The organism is Streptomyces sp. AA4 (assembly GCF_000158875.1).
In the GTDB taxonomy this organism is placed as follows: Bacteria; Actinomycetota; Actinomycetes; order Mycobacteriales; family Pseudonocardiaceae; genus Amycolatopsis.
This window is the reverse complement of sequence record NZ_GG657746.1, coordinates 7,034,402-7,049,387: the sequence shown is the minus strand read 5'-3', so window position 1 is coordinate 7,049,387 and position 14,986 is coordinate 7,034,402. Positions and strand designations below refer to the sequence as shown.

Below are 14,986 nucleotides of genomic sequence, written 5' to 3'. Positions count from 1 at the left end.
GCCGATGACCGGTTTCGCGGGGCGGCTTCGCGCCGCCGCCCGCGCCACGGCTCGGCTCTCCGGCCGGGTCGTGGTTTTCGCGCGCCGCCGCGCGGTGGCGTTCAACGAGCTGTGGAAGCACTCGCTGCAGTTCCGCGTGACGATCTCGACGCTCGCGCTGTCCTCGGCCGTGGTGTTCGTGCTGGGCATGGTCCTGCAGAACCAGATCACCGAACGGCTGCTGGACACCAAGCGCCGCGCCGCGATCGAGCAGACCCAGGCGCTGGCCGACACCGCCGCGCGCGAACTGGTCGGGATCGGGGGCGAGTCCCCGGACGCGCTGCACACGCGCCTGCAGAACGCGCTCAAGAAGATCGCGACCACGTCCTCGTCGCGCGCGGGTTCCACCGCGGGCACCTTCGAACCGGTGCTGGCCAGCGTCGGGCGCGGCCAATCGGACGCGGACCCGGTGTTCGTCGGGCCGTTCAACTCGGTGCCGGAGCGGCTGCGCCAGTTCGTCGAGGCCGATCACCTCGCGCGGGTCGAGCACACGGTCGACGAGAACGGCGTGCGGACCACTTACCTGATCGTCGGCACCTCGCTGGCGACCGCGGCCAGTCCGCTGCAGCTGTATCTGCTGTTCCCGCTCACCAGTGAGCAGACCACCGTGTCGACGGTGCAGAACACGCTGTTCGTCGCCGGGATCGTGCTGCTGCTGTTGCTCGCCGGGATCACGAACCTCGTAGTCCGGCAGGTGGTGCGGCCGGTCCGGCAAGCCGTCGCGGCGGCCGAGCAGTTCGCCGGCGGAGACCTCGACCAGCGCCTCGCCGTCGTGGGCGAGGACGACCTCGCCAAACTCGCGGTGTCCTACAACAGCATGGCGGCCAGCATCCAGAACCAGATCCGCCAGCTCGAGGAATTCGGCGGCCTGCAGCGCCGCTTCACCTCCGACGTGTCGCACGAGCTGCGCACCCCGCTGACCACCGTGCGGATGGCCGCCGACGTGCTGCACGCGTCCCGCGAGCAGTTCCCGCCCGGCCTCGCCCGCTCGACCGAGCTGCTGGTCGACGAGCTGGACCGGTTCGAGGCGCTGCTCGGCGACCTGCTGGAGATCAGCAGGCTCGACGCGGGCGTCGAGGAGCTGTCGGCGGAGTACATCGACGTGCGGCCGATCGCGACGCGCGCGGTCGAGCAGGTGCGGGTGCTCGCCGGAACCGCGGGCAGCGCGGTCGAACTGGTGCTGCCGGACGAGGACACCTCCGCCGAGGTGGACGCGCGGCGGATCGAACGGATCCTGCGCAATCTGCTGGCCAACGCCGTCGACCACAGCGAGGGCAAACCGGTGGTGCTGACGGTCGCGGTGAACGAATCCGCGGTCGCGATCACCGTCCGGGACTACGGCGTCGGCCTGCGGGCGGGGGAGGCCGAGCTGGTGTTCAACCGGTTCTGGCGCGCCGACCCGTCGCGCAACCGCCGCACCGGCGGCACCGGCCTGGGCCTCGCGATCAGCCAGGAGGACGCGCGGCTGCACGGCGGCGTCCTCGACGCGTGGGGCGAGCCGGGCCACGGCGCGTGCTTCCGGCTCGTGGTGCCGCGGCGCCAAGGCGTGCCGATCGCGGAGAGCCCGCTAGTGCTGCCGCCGCCGGACGCGGTTTCGGAGATCACGCTGTCGCCGTCGTCGGTCGCCGAACTGCATCCCGCGCCGGAGGCGATCCTCGCCGATCCGGCCCCGGACCGGGAGGAGGTCGGTCAGTGAGGCGAGTGCTCGTCCTTCTCGCCTGCGCACTGGTGCTCGTGAGCTGCGCGAACGTTCCGCAGGAATCGCTGCCGGTCGTGGTGTCCGTGGAAAAGGCGCCACCGCAGGCCAACAACGCGCCGGAGCCGCCGGCCAACGCCGAACCGCTCGACATCGTGCGGCTGTTCATCAAGGCCAACGCCGATCCGCGGTCGGGCAACGCGGCCTCGCGGGCGTTCCTCGACGAAAAACAGCGCGGCGCGTGGCGGCCGAACCGCTCGTTCACGATCATCGACAAGACCTTCAGCACGGTCTACGACCCCACGGCCAGCACCGGAGCCACCACCACGCCCACGCCGTCGTCGGCCGCGCCGGACCCGAACGTCCGCACGGTCACCGTGCGCGGTTCGGTGCTCGGCACGCTGAGCGCGGACTCCGCGTTCATCCCCGGCAGCGGCCCGGCCGAGCAGACCTTCCAGGTGCGCAAGCAGGCCGACGGGCAGTGGCGGATCTCCAGCCCGCCCCCGCCGGTGCTGCTGGTGACCGACGACGAGTTCGACGGCAACTACAACCCGGTCTCGGTGAGCTTCTACTCGGCCGACTCCGGGTCCTTCGTGCCGGACCTGCGCTACGTCCCGGCGAAACCGCAGTCGGGCATGCCGGGACGGGTGATGGACCTGATCCTGCAGGGCCCTTCCGCCGGGCTCACCGGCGCGGTGAAAAACCTCTTCGGCGACGGGGTGTCGCTGGAAAACAACGTGAAGAACAACGACGACGGCTCGCTGACCGTGCAGCTGAGCGGGCTCAGCGGGGTCGGCCCGGACACGCGGTCGCTGATCGCCGCGCAGATCGTGCTCTCGATGCAGACCGTCACCTCCACCCGGATCCGGCTGCTCGCCGACGGCGCGCCGCTCGTGCAGAACCACGAATACTGGCGCGCCAGCGACGTGCCCTCGTACAACGTTTCCGCTTCGCCGAGCGGCCTGATGACGATCGGCGGCCGGGTCCGTTCGCTCAGCGACGGCGCGCCGATCGCGGGCGCGGTGGGCAACGGCGCGTACCAGGTGGTGAGCGCGGCCGAGTCCATCGACGGCAAACGCCTCGCGGTGGTCGAGCAGGACGGCGACCGTGTGCGGCTGCGCATCGGCGACCTCGGCCGCGACCTGCCGACGGTCGACCTCGGCGGCGGTTCGCTGAGCCGCCCGACCTGGCGTCCGGCGCAGACCGGGGCCGGGCCGTCGAACGAGGTGTGGACGGTCGTCGACCACTCGATCATCGCGCGGATGGTCCTCGACCCGAACGGCCACTGGCTGCGCCAGAGCGTGAACGCGAACGACCTGCTGGCGCTCGGCCCGATCGGGGTGCTGCGGCTTTCCCGGGACGGCGCCCGCGTGGCCGCGACGGTGAACGGCCAGCTGGTCGTGGCGTCGGTGGTGCGCAACGGCGACACGGTCACCTTGCGCGAGCCGCGGGTGCTGCAGCCCGGAGTGCTGACGGACGTCTTGGACGTGGACTGGGGCTCGACGCCGGACACCCTGGTGGCCGCGACGTCCTCGCCCTCGCAGCCGGTCCAGCGCCTGTCGATCGACGGACGGCGGATGGACGCCTACAACAGCTCGAACCTCACCGCCCCGGTGCGAGCGGTCGCGGCGGCTCCGAGCCAGCCGATCGTGGTCGCGGATGCCGGTGGGTTGTGGACGGCGACGGAGCTGGGCGAGGTGTGGCGGCCGCACGCGCACTCGATGCAGAACGCGGATCCGTTCTATCCGGGCTGATTTCTCGGTCGGTTGGGGTGGTCGGGGATGCCGGTGGGTCGCGGATCGCGACTGGGTTGGGCGAGGGGTCGCGGCCGGGCATTCGATGCAGAACGCGGATCCGTTTTACCCGGGGTGTTTTCTCGGTCGGTGAGGTGGTCGCGGATGCCGGTGGGTCGCGGATCGCGACTGAGCTGGGCGAGGTGCGGCGGCCGGGCTCACTCGATGCAGGATGCGGATCCGTTCTATCCGGGGTGTTTTCTTGGTCGGTCGGGTGGTCACGGATGCCCGGGGTCGTGGACGGCGACTGAGCTGGGCGCGGGATGTCCGTCCCATCCGGGTGATCTCCGAGGTTTCCCGGCACCGATTCCGGGCTTCGGCGCTCGCGCGGTCCAAAACTGTCGGTGGTCGAGTGCACACTCGGAGTCATGTTACTGAGACTGTTGCTGAACCTGCTCCTCCCGACCTACTGCGCAGGCTGTGAAACCCGCGGCGCGCCCGTGTGCGCCAGTTGCTCCACGAAGTGGGGGTCCCCCACTGCGGTACTCCGCGCGCCGCTGACTGCGTTGGCTCCGGCCTACGCCATGGCGCGCTACACGGGTGCCGCCAAGCGAACCTTGCTCGCCTACAAGGAGCGCCGCCGTCGCGACGTGGCCCCGTTTTTGGGCCGAGTCCTGGCCGCTGGGCTGTTGGCGTTGCCTTCCGGCGGTCCGCGCGCCAGCCCGTGGTGTCTCGTCCCGGCTCCGAGCCGACGGACCGCTTCCCGGGTGCGCGGAGGCCCGCACGTCCTGCGAATCGCCGCGGAAGCCGCTCGGTTGACGGGGGCGTACGTCGCGCCTGCCCTGGTGTTGAAGGGCGGACGGGACGCGGTCGGGCTGAGCCGGGCGGAACGCGTGGCCAATCTGGAGGGCCGGTTGCGGTTCGCTGCGGCCGGGCGTCCGCCGCCGGGTGCGCGGGTCGTGGTGGTGGACGACGTGATCACCACAGGCGCCACGTCCGCCGCATGCGTCACGGCGTTGAAAAACGCGGGGGTGCCGGTGGTGGCGGTGCTCGCCCTGCTGGCGACAGTCTGAAAGGGACCTGTCCCCGTCCGAAACCCGAACGCACGCTGGGCCGCCTCGCGAATCCGCCGCGGGCCGGGTCCGGCCGCCGCCGAAAACGGAATCCGGTTGTGCGGAAACCGATCGTCCGCTCCGTCCCCGTCCACAATGGAACGATTCCAAAACCGTCCGTCCGAAAACCGCGGACCGCATTCTCGCCAGGGAGGCCGCTCTCGTTCGCATGCCCACTAACGCCAGGTGTCACCTACACGAGTGATGTCAAGAGGGAACCTCCCGGCGTCGTCGCCCGTTGTCCGGGCATGAGGGTCAGGGCCGGAATCACCCCCGAGCCGGGGCAGTTCGCCGAGGTGGCGGCTGTGCTGACCGGGGCGGTCACCCTCGGCGTCCGAGGTGCCGCTGGGTTGAGCCGTCCGCGTGAAACTTGGGCGCACGCGCTCGGCCTTCCGAGCGGCGGTTCCGGGCTGCGCACGCATGATTCACTGCGCGCCGTGACGGGTTCCCGGATCGTGACATCCCCCGGCTCGGGGGCTGTTGCGGACGGCGTGATGAAGCTAACGTGCTCCGCTATCAGCAAAACCCGCAGGCAGGGAGGTGTGCAGCCCATGTCCCTGGCACCGGCGGCCCGCTGAGTCCGCGTTCGCGCTTCCGCCACGAGACGTCGTGATCCGGTCGCCGAATTCTTTTCAGCCCGCCAACCCGTGCAGCATCCGCTCGCAGTACCGGTGCCGTGAGAACACAACAGCTCGCAGTTTCCTCAGCGAGGGAGGTCGTGTATGGACATCGTCGTTAAGGGCCGCAACGTGGAGGTGCCCGAGCATTACCGGGCGCTTGTCAGCGAAAAGCTGGCCCGCCTTGAGCGCTACGACAAGAAGGTCATCCGCTACGACGTGGAGCTCTTCCACGAGCCCAACCGCAGGCAGGCCAAGAGCTGCCAGCGCGTCGAGATCACCGGGAAGGGCCGCGGTCCGGCTGTTCGCGCCGAAGCGAGCGCAGCCGACTTCTACGCAGCGCTCGACTCCGCCGTCACCAAGCTGGAAAACCGGCTCCGGCGGACACACGACCGCAGGCGCGTGCATTACGGGCGCAGCCGTCCGGAATCGGTCGCCGAGGCGACGTCGATGGCCGGCGGCTCCGACGCGGTCGCCGGGCCCGCCATGGGCACGGCCGTCCTGGACGCACCCGACGCGACCGAATCCATGGCGAACGGTTTCGCGGCGACGAGTGCGGGCGACATTCCCCGGCAGGGGCGATGGGAAGACGAGGACCTGGGCCATCAGCCCGGCCGCGTCGTCCGCGAGAAGCAGCACGCCGCGGATCCCATGACGGTGGACCAGGCTCTCTACGAGATGGAGCTGGTCGGCCACGACTTCTACCTGTTCAACGACTCCGAGGCCGGCCGGCCGAGTGTCGTCTACCGGCGAAAGGGCTTCGACTACGGCGTGATCCGGCTGGGCTGACCCCCACCCGGGACAACTTCGACCGGCGGCCCGCACGCGCACGCGTGCGGGCCGTCCGTGTGCCCGGAGGACGACCCGCGGCACGACCTTCGTCGGGACCTGTGGAAACCCGCCGTGACCTTCTGCGACGACGTGCGTGCGCGGACCAGCCCGCGTTCCCTACGATGGGGAGACGGCGGCGGCGCACACGGGCGCCAGCCGTGGCGATTTACTGCCCGGGAACGGCCTGGGCGCGATCATGATCAGCTAGTGAGGTCGACCGGATGGTGCTGAACCGCCTGCTCCGCGCGGGCGAGGGCAAGATGGTGAAGCGGCTGCGCAACATCGCCGATCACATCAACACCCTCGAAGACGACGTGAAGGACCTGTCGGACGCCGAACTGCGGGCCAAGACCGACGAGTTCCGCGAGCGGTACGGCAAGGGCGAGTCCCTGGACGAGCTGCTGCCGGAGGCGTTCGCCGTCGCCAGGGAAGCCGCGCACCGGGTGCTCGGCCAGCGGCCGTACGACGTCCAGCTCATGGGCGGGGCCGCGCTGCACCTCGGCCAGGTCGCCGAGATGAAGACCGGCGAGGGCAAGACGCTGACCTGTGTCCTCGCGGCCTACCTGAACGCCATCCCCGGGGACGGCGTGCACGTCGTCACCACCAACGACTACCTCGCCAAGCGCGACGCGGAGTGGATGGGCCGCATCCACCGCTTCCTCGGGCTCGAGGTCGGCGTCATCGTCGCCGAGCAGGACCCGCAGGAGCGCCGCAAGCACTACAACGCCGACGTCACCTACGGCACGAACAACGAGTTCGGCTTCGACTACCTGCGCGACAACATGACCTGGTCGCTCGACGAATGCGTGCAGCGCGGGCATAACTTCGCGATCGTCGACGAGGTCGACTCGATCCTCATCGACGAGGCGCGGACCCCGCTGATCATCTCCGGCCCGGCGGACCAGTCGTCGCGGTGGTACGTCGAGTTCGCCCGGCTCGCGCCGCTGATGCAGGGCATCGACACCACCACCATGGGCACGCGCGAGCGGGTCGAGAAGGCCAACCTGATCAACTCGAAGTACCACTACGAGGTCGACGTCCGCAAGCGCACCGTCGCGGTCACCGAGAAGGGCGTCCGGTTCGTCGAGGACCAGCTCGGCATCGAGAACCTCTACGAGGCGGCGAACACCCCGCTGGTCGGCTACTTGAACAACGCGCTGAAGGTCAAGGAGCTCTACCACAAGGACAAGGACTACATCGTCCGCGACGGCGAGGTCATGATCGTCGACGAGTTCACCGGCCGCATCCTGGTGGGCCGCCGCTACAACGAGGGCATGCACCAGGCGATCGAGGCCAAGGAAGGCGTCGAGATCAAGGCGGAGAACCAGACGCTCGCCACGATCACGCTGCAGAATTACTTCCGGCTCTACAAGAAGCTGTCCGGCATGACCGGTACCGCCGAGACCGAGGCGGCCGAGTTCCACCAGACCTACAAGCTCGGCGTCGTGCCGATCCCGACGAACCGGCCGATGGTCCGCGCGGACCGCGCCGACCTGATCTACAAGAACGAGCAGGCCAAGTTCGAGGCCGTCGCCGAGGACATCGCCGAGCGGCACGAAAAGGGCCAGCCGGTGCTGGTCGGCACCACGAGCGTGGAGAAGTCCGAGCACCTGTCGAAGCTGCTGCTCAAGCTGGGCGTGCCGCACGAGGTGCTGAACGCGAAGTACCACAACAAGGAAGCGCTGATCGTCGCGCGCGCCGGCCGGAAGGGCGCGGTCACCGTCGCCACGAACATGGCGGGCCGCGGCACCGACATCGTGCTCGGCGGCAACCCGGACATCATCGCCGACGAGGTGCTGCGCGAGCGCGGCCTCGACCCGGTCGAGAACTCCGAGGAGTACGAGGCCGCGTGGCCGAAGGTGCTCGAGGAGATCAAGGAAGAGGCGCGGGCCGAAGCCGACGAGGTCCGCGAAGCGGGCGGGCTGTACGTGCTCGGCACCGAGCGGCACGAGTCGCGGCGCATCGACAACCAGCTGCGCGGCCGGTCCGGGCGGCAGGGCGACCCCGGCGAATCGCGGTTCTACCTGTCGCTGGGCGACGACCTGATGCGCCGGTTCAACGCGGTGCTGGTCGAACGCATCATGACCACCATGCGGCTGCCGGACGACGTGCCGATCGAGCACAAGATGGTCTCCAAGGCGATCAAGAGCGCGCAGACCCAGGTCGAGCAGCTCAACATGGAGACCCGCAAGAACGTCCTCAAGTACGACGAGGTCATGAACGAGCAGCGCAAGGTGATCTACGCCGAGCGCCACCGCGTGCTCGAGGGCGAGGACCTGCGCGAGCAGATCGAGCACATGATCGTCGACGTGGTGAAGGCGTACGTCTCGGGCGCGACGTCCCAGGGCTACGCCGAGGACTGGGACCACGAGCAGCTGTGGACCGCGCTGAAGACGCTGTACCCGGTCAGCCTCGACTGGGACGACCTGATCGAGGACGGCGACCTCGACGCGGAATCGCTCAGCCAGGCGCTGGTCGACGACGCGCTCGCGGCCTACGCCAAGCGCGAGGCCGAGATCGACGAGCTGGTCGGCGAGGAAGGCTCGATGCGCCGCCTCGAGCGCCAGGTCATGCTCACCGTGCTGGACCGCAAGTGGCGCGAGCACCTCTACGAGATGGACTATCTCAAGGAGGGCATCGGCATGCGGGCGCTCGCGCAGCGCGACCCGCTGATCGAGTACCAGCGCGAGGGCTTCGACATGTTCCGCGCGATGCTCGACTCGCTGAAGGAGGAGGCCGTCGGCTTCCTGTTCAACCTGCAGGTCGAGCGTGCCGAGCCGGAAACCGTCCAGCAGCCGGAACCGTCGGCGCTCCCCGGCGGCGTCACGTCCGCCACCGCCGCGGCGGCCGGAGCGTTCGGGGCCAAGAGCGAGGACGAGGGCAAGCACGCCCGCCCGGCCCCGCCGCAGCCCCCGGCCACCGATTCCGATTCGGTCCCGTCCGCGTTGCGCGGCAAGGGACTCGGCGGCGGTGTCCAATCCGGACTGACCATGTCCGGCCCGTCCGAAGGCGGCGGCGTCGAGTCCCATTCGGACAGCGCGAACGACGCGGACGCCGGAGGCGCGGGCGGAACCCGCCGCGAACGGCGGGCCGCGGAACGGGCGCAGGCGAAGAAGGGCAAGAAGGGACCGCGTCGCTGACGCGCCCCTGATCCGTCCACTGTGGACGGCAGAATCGAGAACGGCAGCACGGCACTCGTGCTGCCGTTCTTCTTTGCGTCCACAGTGGACCAGATCCTGTGTCCTGAGGTTTAGGACAGCTGTCCCGATCAGGCTACCGAGGGTCGCCCGGCCTGCGCCCCCTCGACCCGCGGCGCGAGCACGTGAAACCGCGTGCACACCCACCCCGTCCGGGTGCGCTCGAACCGGGCCGCCAAGGCCAGCACGCGAGGCCCGGAATGAATGATCGTGCTGGTCTCCAACGCGGTTTCGGCCGGACGGCAGACCCGCAGGTCCCCGGCGACGTGGTGGCGAAGGCCCGGCATCAGCGACTGACTGCTGAGCCGGGAAAACAACGCGTCGTCCACGAGCGGCCGGATCTGCCCCGCCGCCCGCCGCCCGGCGAGGACTTCGAGGATGGCGTTGAGCCGCTGACTGAGCCGCTGCGCGGGAGGCGGATCGGTCAGCCGCAGCAGCCGATGCCCGGCGGGCGGCAGATCGTACGGTGAGGGCCACGTGCCGCGCCGATGCACGCGCCGCCCCCTGACCTCCGGAACAGCCGACAGCGGCCGGAGGCTGTGGTTCGTCATTGAGTTCCCTCCCCGAAACATGGACGTCCACCCGGGAGTTAGTGCGTGGTGCGGCGAGCTGATGGGACGCCGAGTGCCTGATCCGGCGAAAAGGGCAGAACGGAGCAGACGGGATCTTCCCGATGCGCTAAGGGACCGGGCCGGCCGAAGGAGCGGATAGGCTGGCGAAGTGCTAAAAGGCCTGCTCGTCGACTACGCCGGAGTGCTCACCGACCCGGATGCGGCGCTGCTCTACGACTACCTCCGCGAAGCCCGGGCGAACGGCAAGAGAACCGCTCTCGTCTCGAACGCCCCGGGTGCCGCCCCGGGGGTGAAAACCGAGCTGGCGCAATACTTTGACGCGCTCGTCTTCTCCGGCGAAGTCGGTGTCGCCAAGCCGAACCGCGAGATCTATCTAGTCGCGGCCGAGCGGATCGGGCTCGCCGCGACCAGGTGTGTGTTCGTGGACGACGCCGAGCGGAACGTGCGCGGAGCCGTCGCCGCGGGGATGGTCGGCGTGCATCACCGCACGATCGCCGAGACTCTCGACGAACTCGCGGCGTTGTTCAGCTGACCCCGCGCCGCACCAGTTCGAACGACAGCACTGCAGCCGCGGCGGAGACGTTCAGCGATTCGACGTCGCCCGGCATCGGGATCGACAGCCATTCCGTCACCAGCTCCGCCACCGCCTCGCCGACGCCTTCCGTTTCGCCGCCGAGCACGAACGCCGACCGTTGCGGCAGTTCCGCGTCGAAGATCGACGTCGTGGCCGAGGCGCCCAGTGCGAACAGGCTGTATCCGGCCTCCACCAGCAGTTCCGCCGCCTCGCGTGCCGATCCGCAGCGCAGAACCGGTGCCCGGAAGGCAACGCCCGCAGAGGATTTCACCACCATCGGGTCCAGCGCGGCGACGCCCCGGCGCGGCACGATGACCCCGGAGAGTCCTGCGGCCGTCGCGGTGCGCAGGATCATTCCGACGTTCGCCGGCGTGGTGATGCCGTCCAGGAGCAGCACGCGCGCGGGCGGGCGGCGGTCGTCCAGGGCCGCGGCGAGGGCGCGCATTCGCGGCGCGACGACGTCGGCCAGTACGCCCTGGTCCTGTTTTCCGTTGCCGGCCAGCACTTTCACCCGGTGTGCGCTCGCGCGCTGCACCGGCACGCCGGCGGCTTTCGCGGCGCGCTGGATCTCCGCGGCGGCGGGGCCGCGCGCGGTGTCGGCGAGGATCACCTTGTCCACGCGCAGGTCCGGATCGCCCAGTGCCTCCAGCACAGGCTTGCGCCCGTATACGGTCAGGAAGCGGTCTTTCGGCGAACCCGCCAGCTCATCACCCACACCGGCCAGTCTCGCATTGTGTAAGGATCGGCTCATGCCCGACCGCCTGTCCGCGCTGGACGCCTCGTTCCTGTACGTCGAGGACCAGACGACGCCGATGCACGTCGGGGGCGTGGCGATCTTCGAACGGCCGCCGTCCGGATTCACCTACGAGCAGATGCTCGACCTCGTCGGCGCGCGGCTGGCGTTCCTGCCTCGTTACCGCCAGCGCGTGCTCAACGTGCCCGGGCACCTCGCGCGCCCGGTGTGGGTGGACGACGTCGACTTCGACCTCAACTACCACGTCCGCCGCTCCGCGCTGCCGCAGCCGGGCAGCGACGACCAGCTGTTCGACCTGGTCGCCCGGCTCATGTCGCGGCGGCTCGCGCCGGAACGCCCGCTGTGGGAGGCGTATTTCGTCGAGGGACTGGCCGGCGACCGGGTCGCGATGGTGACGAAAACGCACCAGTCCGTTGTGGACGGTGTCGGCACCATCGATCTCGGCCAGCTGATCCTCGACGAGACGCCCGAACCGCCGGAGCCGTTCGAGGACCTGTGGGTGCCGCGGCGCGAGCCGAGCCGTGCGCAGCTGGTTCTCGACGCGATGAGCGAGACGGTGCAGCGGCCCGGCGAGCTGATCGAAAACGTGCGCTCGATCGCCGGGGACGCGGTGACCACGGTGAGCAAGGCCGTCGAGACCCTCGGTGGGGTCGCGGCGACGATCACGCGCCCCGCGCCGCCCGGGCCGTTGAACGTCCGGGTGTCCGGCGGCCGCGTGTTCTCGGTCGTGCGCACGCGGCTGGAGGATTTCCGCAAGATCCGCGCCGACCACGGCGGCACGGTCAACGACGTCATCCTCGCCGCGATCACCGGCGCGCTGCGGGAATGGCTGCTGTCGCGCGGCGAGAACCTCACGCCGACCGAGACCGTGCGCGCGCTCGTGCCGATGGCGGTCACCGACGCCGAAACCGCCGAGTTCGCCACGCCCGCGCTCGTCGGCAACCAGGTCGCGGCGTATCTGCTCGACCTGCCGGTCGGCGAGCCGAGCCCGGTCCTGCGGCTGCAGCACCTCGGCCACGCGATGGCCGAACACGTGAATTCGGGAAGATCGGTGGCCGCGCGCGGGTTGCTGAAGGTGAGCGGGTTCGCACCGGCGACGCTGCATTCGCTCGGCGCACGGGCGGGCGGATCGCTGTCCGGGCGGATTTTCAACCTGATGATCACGAATTCGCCGGGGCCGCAGGTGCCGGTGTACGCCGGAGAGGCGAGACTGGTGGAGATGTTCCCGGTGATGCCGCTGATGCGCACGCAGGCGCTGGCGATCGGGGTCACCTCCTACCACGGCGGTGTCTACTTCGGACTCAACGGCGACCGCAAGGCCGCGTTCGACGTCGGGCTGCTCGGCGGGATGATCGAAGAAGCGCTTGAAGAGCTGAAGGGTGCGCACTGGTGAGGGTTTATCTGCCCGCGACGATCGCGATGCTGCGAGACCTGGAGGCCAACGGCGAGTTCCGCGCTCGCAGCGGCACCGGGTTCGCGTTGACGCCCGCCCTCCGCGAGGCGTACGCGAGCGGTTCCGACGAGGAACTGGAATACGCGGCGTTGCTGGACGCGGCTCGGGCTTCGCTGCGCCTGATCGCCGCTGAGGAAAAGGCCGAACCGCGGCGAGCCGTGGTCTCGGTGGACGTCGACGACGCGACGCTGCGGCCGGACCTGGACGCGGCCGTCGTGCGCCTCGCCGGTCCGGTGCCGAAGTCGCAGATCGCGGCCATCCACGTGGACTCGGCCGAGGCCGAAGACGCGGTGGCCGCCGCGGCGGCGGTAATCGACGCGGCCGACCTGGGCGACGAGGACGCCGAGTTCGCCCTCGGCGACGCCGAAGACCACGAGCTGGCCTGGTACGCGCTGCAGGAGCTGCCTTTCCTGCTCGAACTGCTCTAGCGGTCCGTGAAGGGCTCCTTGAGGGAATCTGATTCCCTCAAGGAGCCCTTCACGGACCGTCAGCTGCGGGGAGACGCGGGGCCGGTGAGCGAACTCGCGTGCCGGTCAGCCGCCGGTGAGGGTGCCGACGTCGGCCGGGGCGGGGGCCTCGACCGTGACCGGCGTGTTCCAGTCCCGGTAGCGCGCCTTGACCGTGGCGACGCCGGTCTGGCCGGTCGCCTGCATGACCGGCGTCAGGTCCAGGACCAGCTGCATCGGCCGGTGCTGCGCGTCCAGCCAGAGGTCGAACGGGACCGTCTTGCCGCGGTCGCCGAGCCGGGTCAGCGCTTCGGCGGGCAGGCCGCCGGGCAGTTCGGAGCCGAGTTTCGCCAGGTCGACGGTCAGGTGATAGTGCTCGGCCGGGGCTCCGTCGAGGGTGGTGTCCTCGCTGGAGGCCACCGTTCCGGCCGTGCGGACCTGCGCCAGCGTGCGGGCCGGGTCGTTCTGCTCGGCCAGTTGCGCCAGGCTGCCGCCCAGCACCTGCGAGAGCGGATCGGTGCCGTCGGGGGAGACCTTCACCCACGCTTTGTGGTCGCTGACCTGGTCTCGCGCGCTTTCCGGGACCTTCGCGTACAGCGTCTTGTCGACTAGCCGCAGTTCGAGCGGCTCGCCGACGTAGTCCGTCGTCATCGAGAGCGACGTGCCGGCCGGCTCGAATTTCGCCAGGCCCTGTCCGTGGGAGACGAGAGTGCCGGTGGTGACGTCAGCGGTGAACTTCGCGGTGTGTCCGGCCAGGGTGGCGGCCGAAGCGGCGTCGGCGAGCGCGCGGGCGTCGGTGAAGCGCTGGGGTTCGGGAGCGCTGGAACAACCCGCCGAGACGATCGCCAGCAGCGCGGCGAAACCCGCCACGGCCGTCCTGCGCATCCGAAAACCCTCTCTGACCGGCCGTAAGTGCAGCCAAGCCAAGCACAACGGGCGTGGCCGACCCGTTCGGGGGAACGCGTGCTACCGGCAGTAGCGCACAAAAAACGGACCCCGAGCCGGAGTGGCTCGGGGTCCGCGAAGAGCAGCGGGGATCAGCGCCCCATCTTCTTCATGATCTCGCCGAAGTCGGTGACCTGGTCGGCGGCCGGGGCGGCCACGTCGACCGGCTTGCCCCAGTCGGTGTACTTGACGGTGAGCTTGCCGCCCGCGGCGCCCGCGGCCGAAGAGCCGGACGACGCGCCGAGCTGCTTCATCATCTCGGACTGGTCCATGGTGACCTGCAGCGGAAGCTGGTCCTTGTCGATCCAGATCTCGGCCGGGATCTTGATGTTCTTGCCCTCGAGCATCTTCTTCATCTGCTCCTGGACCTCGGCCGGCTGGCCCTTCGCGTAGGTCTCGATGGACTTGCTGACGTCCAGCTCCACCTTGTAGTGGTTGACCTTCTCGCCGTTCAGCTCGACCTGGTCGGCCCCGACGATCTGGCCGGTCTTGGAGACCTGGTCGAGGATCTGCGTCGGGTCGCTCTGCTGGGTCGACTGCGCCATCGCCTTGCTGAACGACTGCGACATCGGGTCAGTGGCGTCCGGCGAGATCTTCAGCCACGGCTTGTCGGTGCCGAACTGCTTGGACTGCGCGGCCGGGACCTTCATGTAGAGGGTCTTGTCGACGTAGCGCATCTCGGTGGCGCCCTGCGGGGTGCTCATCGTCATCGACATGGCGGAGTTCTCGCCGTCGAAGCGCATCGCGCCCTCGGCCTTGACGGACTGGCCGCCCATGGCCATGTCCATCGACATCTTCGCCGACTTGGCCTTCTCCGTACCCTGCTTGGCCGCGTCGGCCAGCTTCAGCGCGTCGCTGAACGGCGACGCCAGACCGGACCCGCCGTCCTTGGACTGGCCGGCCGGGGCCGCGGTGCCGTTCTCGGTGCTCGAGCCGCAGCCCGTCAGCACCAGCGCCAGCGCCGCACCGGCGGCGACAGCGAACGTCGTGGTCTTGCGCATGGTTCTCCCCCTAGGA

Annotated in this window: 12 protein-coding genes; 8 read left to right on the top strand and 4 right to left on the bottom strand. The window is 69.8% G+C overall.

The window, feature by feature from the left end; all coding sequences use genetic code 11:
- Nucleotides 1-4 precede the first annotated feature (4 nt).
- The 5 genes from mtrB (at nt 5) to secA (ending at nt 9,168) form a co-directional block, all read left to right on the top strand.
- Nucleotides 5-1,735 (top strand): MtrAB system histidine kinase MtrB, encoded by a 1,731-nt coding sequence (gene mtrB, locus SSMG_RS32065; protein WP_009083004.1) that lies wholly within the window; start codon nt 5-7, stop codon nt 1,733-1,735.
- A complete protein-coding gene (locus tag SSMG_RS32060) occupies nt 1,732-3,489 on the top strand; it encodes an LpqB family beta-propeller domain-containing protein (RefSeq protein ID WP_009083001.1) in 1,758 nt (585 codons plus the stop codon). Before mtrB ends, SSMG_RS32060 begins: the two co-directional genes overlap by 4 nt.
- A gap of 407 nt (nt 3,490-3,896) precedes the next feature.
- A complete protein-coding gene (locus SSMG_RS32055) occupies nt 3,897-4,541 on the top strand; it encodes a ComF family protein (protein ID WP_009082997.1) in 645 nt (214 codons plus the stop codon).
- 761 nt (nt 4,542-5,302) lie between these two features.
- On the top strand, nt 5,303-5,986 hold the full coding sequence (gene raiA, locus SSMG_RS32050) for a ribosome-associated translation inhibitor RaiA (RefSeq protein ID WP_009082993.1): 684 nt from the start codon (nt 5,303-5,305) through the stop codon (nt 5,984-5,986).
- 263 nt (nt 5,987-6,249) lie between these two features.
- Nucleotides 6,250-9,168, top strand: a complete 2,919-nt coding sequence (gene secA / locus SSMG_RS32045) for a preprotein translocase subunit SecA (protein WP_009082991.1) — start codon at nt 6,250-6,252, stop codon at nt 9,166-9,168.
- A gap of 128 nt (nt 9,169-9,296) precedes the next feature.
- Here secA and SSMG_RS42725 read toward each other — a convergent pair whose 3' ends face one another.
- Nucleotides 9,297-9,776 (bottom strand): Rv3235 family protein, encoded by a 480-nt coding sequence (locus SSMG_RS42725; protein WP_100266943.1) that lies wholly within the window; start codon nt 9,774-9,776, stop codon nt 9,297-9,299.
- A 169-nt stretch (nt 9,777-9,945) separates the two neighbouring features.
- On the opposite strand from SSMG_RS42725, the gene SSMG_RS32035 reads away from it, so the two are divergent.
- Nucleotides 9,946-10,329 carry an HAD-IA family hydrolase gene (locus SSMG_RS32035; protein WP_009082988.1) on the top strand — a complete coding sequence of 128 codons (384 nt, stop codon included), beginning with the start codon at nt 9,946-9,948 and terminating at the stop codon, nt 10,327-10,329.
- Here SSMG_RS32035 and SSMG_RS32030 read toward each other — a convergent pair.
- Nucleotides 10,322-11,086 (bottom strand): RNA methyltransferase, encoded by a 765-nt coding sequence (locus tag SSMG_RS32030; protein WP_037715538.1) that lies wholly within the window; start codon nt 11,084-11,086, stop codon nt 10,322-10,324. The two genes, SSMG_RS32035 and SSMG_RS32030, sit on opposite strands and share 8 nt — an antisense overlap.
- Before the next feature lie 34 nt (nt 11,087-11,120).
- Here SSMG_RS32030 and SSMG_RS32025 point away from each other — a divergent pair, with 34 nt between their 5' ends.
- Nucleotides 11,121-12,518, top strand: a complete 1,398-nt coding sequence (locus SSMG_RS32025; protein ID WP_037715536.1) for a wax ester/triacylglycerol synthase family O-acyltransferase — start codon at nt 11,121-11,123, stop codon at nt 12,516-12,518.
- Complete coding sequence (locus SSMG_RS32020; protein ID WP_086024917.1) at nt 12,515-13,006, top strand: hypothetical protein; 492 nt, start codon at nt 12,515-12,517, stop codon at nt 13,004-13,006. Before SSMG_RS32025 ends, SSMG_RS32020 begins: the two co-directional genes overlap by 4 nt.
- 105 nt (nt 13,007-13,111) lie before the next feature.
- Here SSMG_RS32020 and SSMG_RS32015 read toward each other — a convergent pair whose 3' ends face one another.
- Nucleotides 13,112-13,909, bottom strand: a complete 798-nt coding sequence (locus tag SSMG_RS32015) for a hypothetical protein (RefSeq protein WP_009082980.1) — start codon at nt 13,907-13,909, stop codon at nt 13,112-13,114.
- 152 nt (nt 13,910-14,061) lie between these two features.
- Nucleotides 14,062-14,970 carry a hypothetical protein gene (locus SSMG_RS32010; RefSeq protein ID WP_037715534.1) on the bottom strand — a complete coding sequence of 303 codons (909 nt, stop codon included), beginning with the start codon at nt 14,968-14,970 and terminating at the stop codon, nt 14,062-14,064.
- Nucleotides 14,971-14,986: the final 16 nt, after the last annotated feature.

Bases quoted from the DNA above. Each gene is read 5' to 3' on its own strand.
- secA (WP_009082991.1), top strand. From the start codon at position 6,250: ATGGTGCTGAACCGCCTGCTCCGCGCGGGCGAGGGCAAGATGGTGAAG.
- raiA (WP_009082993.1), top strand. From the start codon at position 5,303: ATGGACATCGTCGTTAAGGGCCGCAACGTGGAGGTGCCCGAGCATTAC.
- SSMG_RS32010 (WP_037715534.1), bottom strand. From the start codon at position 14,970: ATGCGCAAGACCACGACGTTCGCTGTCGCCGCCGGTGCGGCGCTGGCG.
- SSMG_RS32055 (WP_009082997.1), top strand. From the start codon at position 3,897: ATGTTACTGAGACTGTTGCTGAACCTGCTCCTCCCGACCTACTGCGCA.
- SSMG_RS32015 (WP_009082980.1), bottom strand. From the start codon at position 13,909: ATGCGCAGGACGGCCGTGGCGGGTTTCGCCGCGCTGCTGGCGATCGTC.
- mtrB (WP_009083004.1), top strand. From the start codon at position 5: ATGACCGGTTTCGCGGGGCGGCTTCGCGCCGCCGCCCGCGCCACGGCT.
- SSMG_RS32025 (WP_037715536.1), top strand. From the start codon at position 11,121: ATGCCCGACCGCCTGTCCGCGCTGGACGCCTCGTTCCTGTACGTCGAG.
- SSMG_RS42725 (WP_100266943.1), bottom strand. From the start codon at position 9,776: ATGACGAACCACAGCCTCCGGCCGCTGTCGGCTGTTCCGGAGGTCAGG.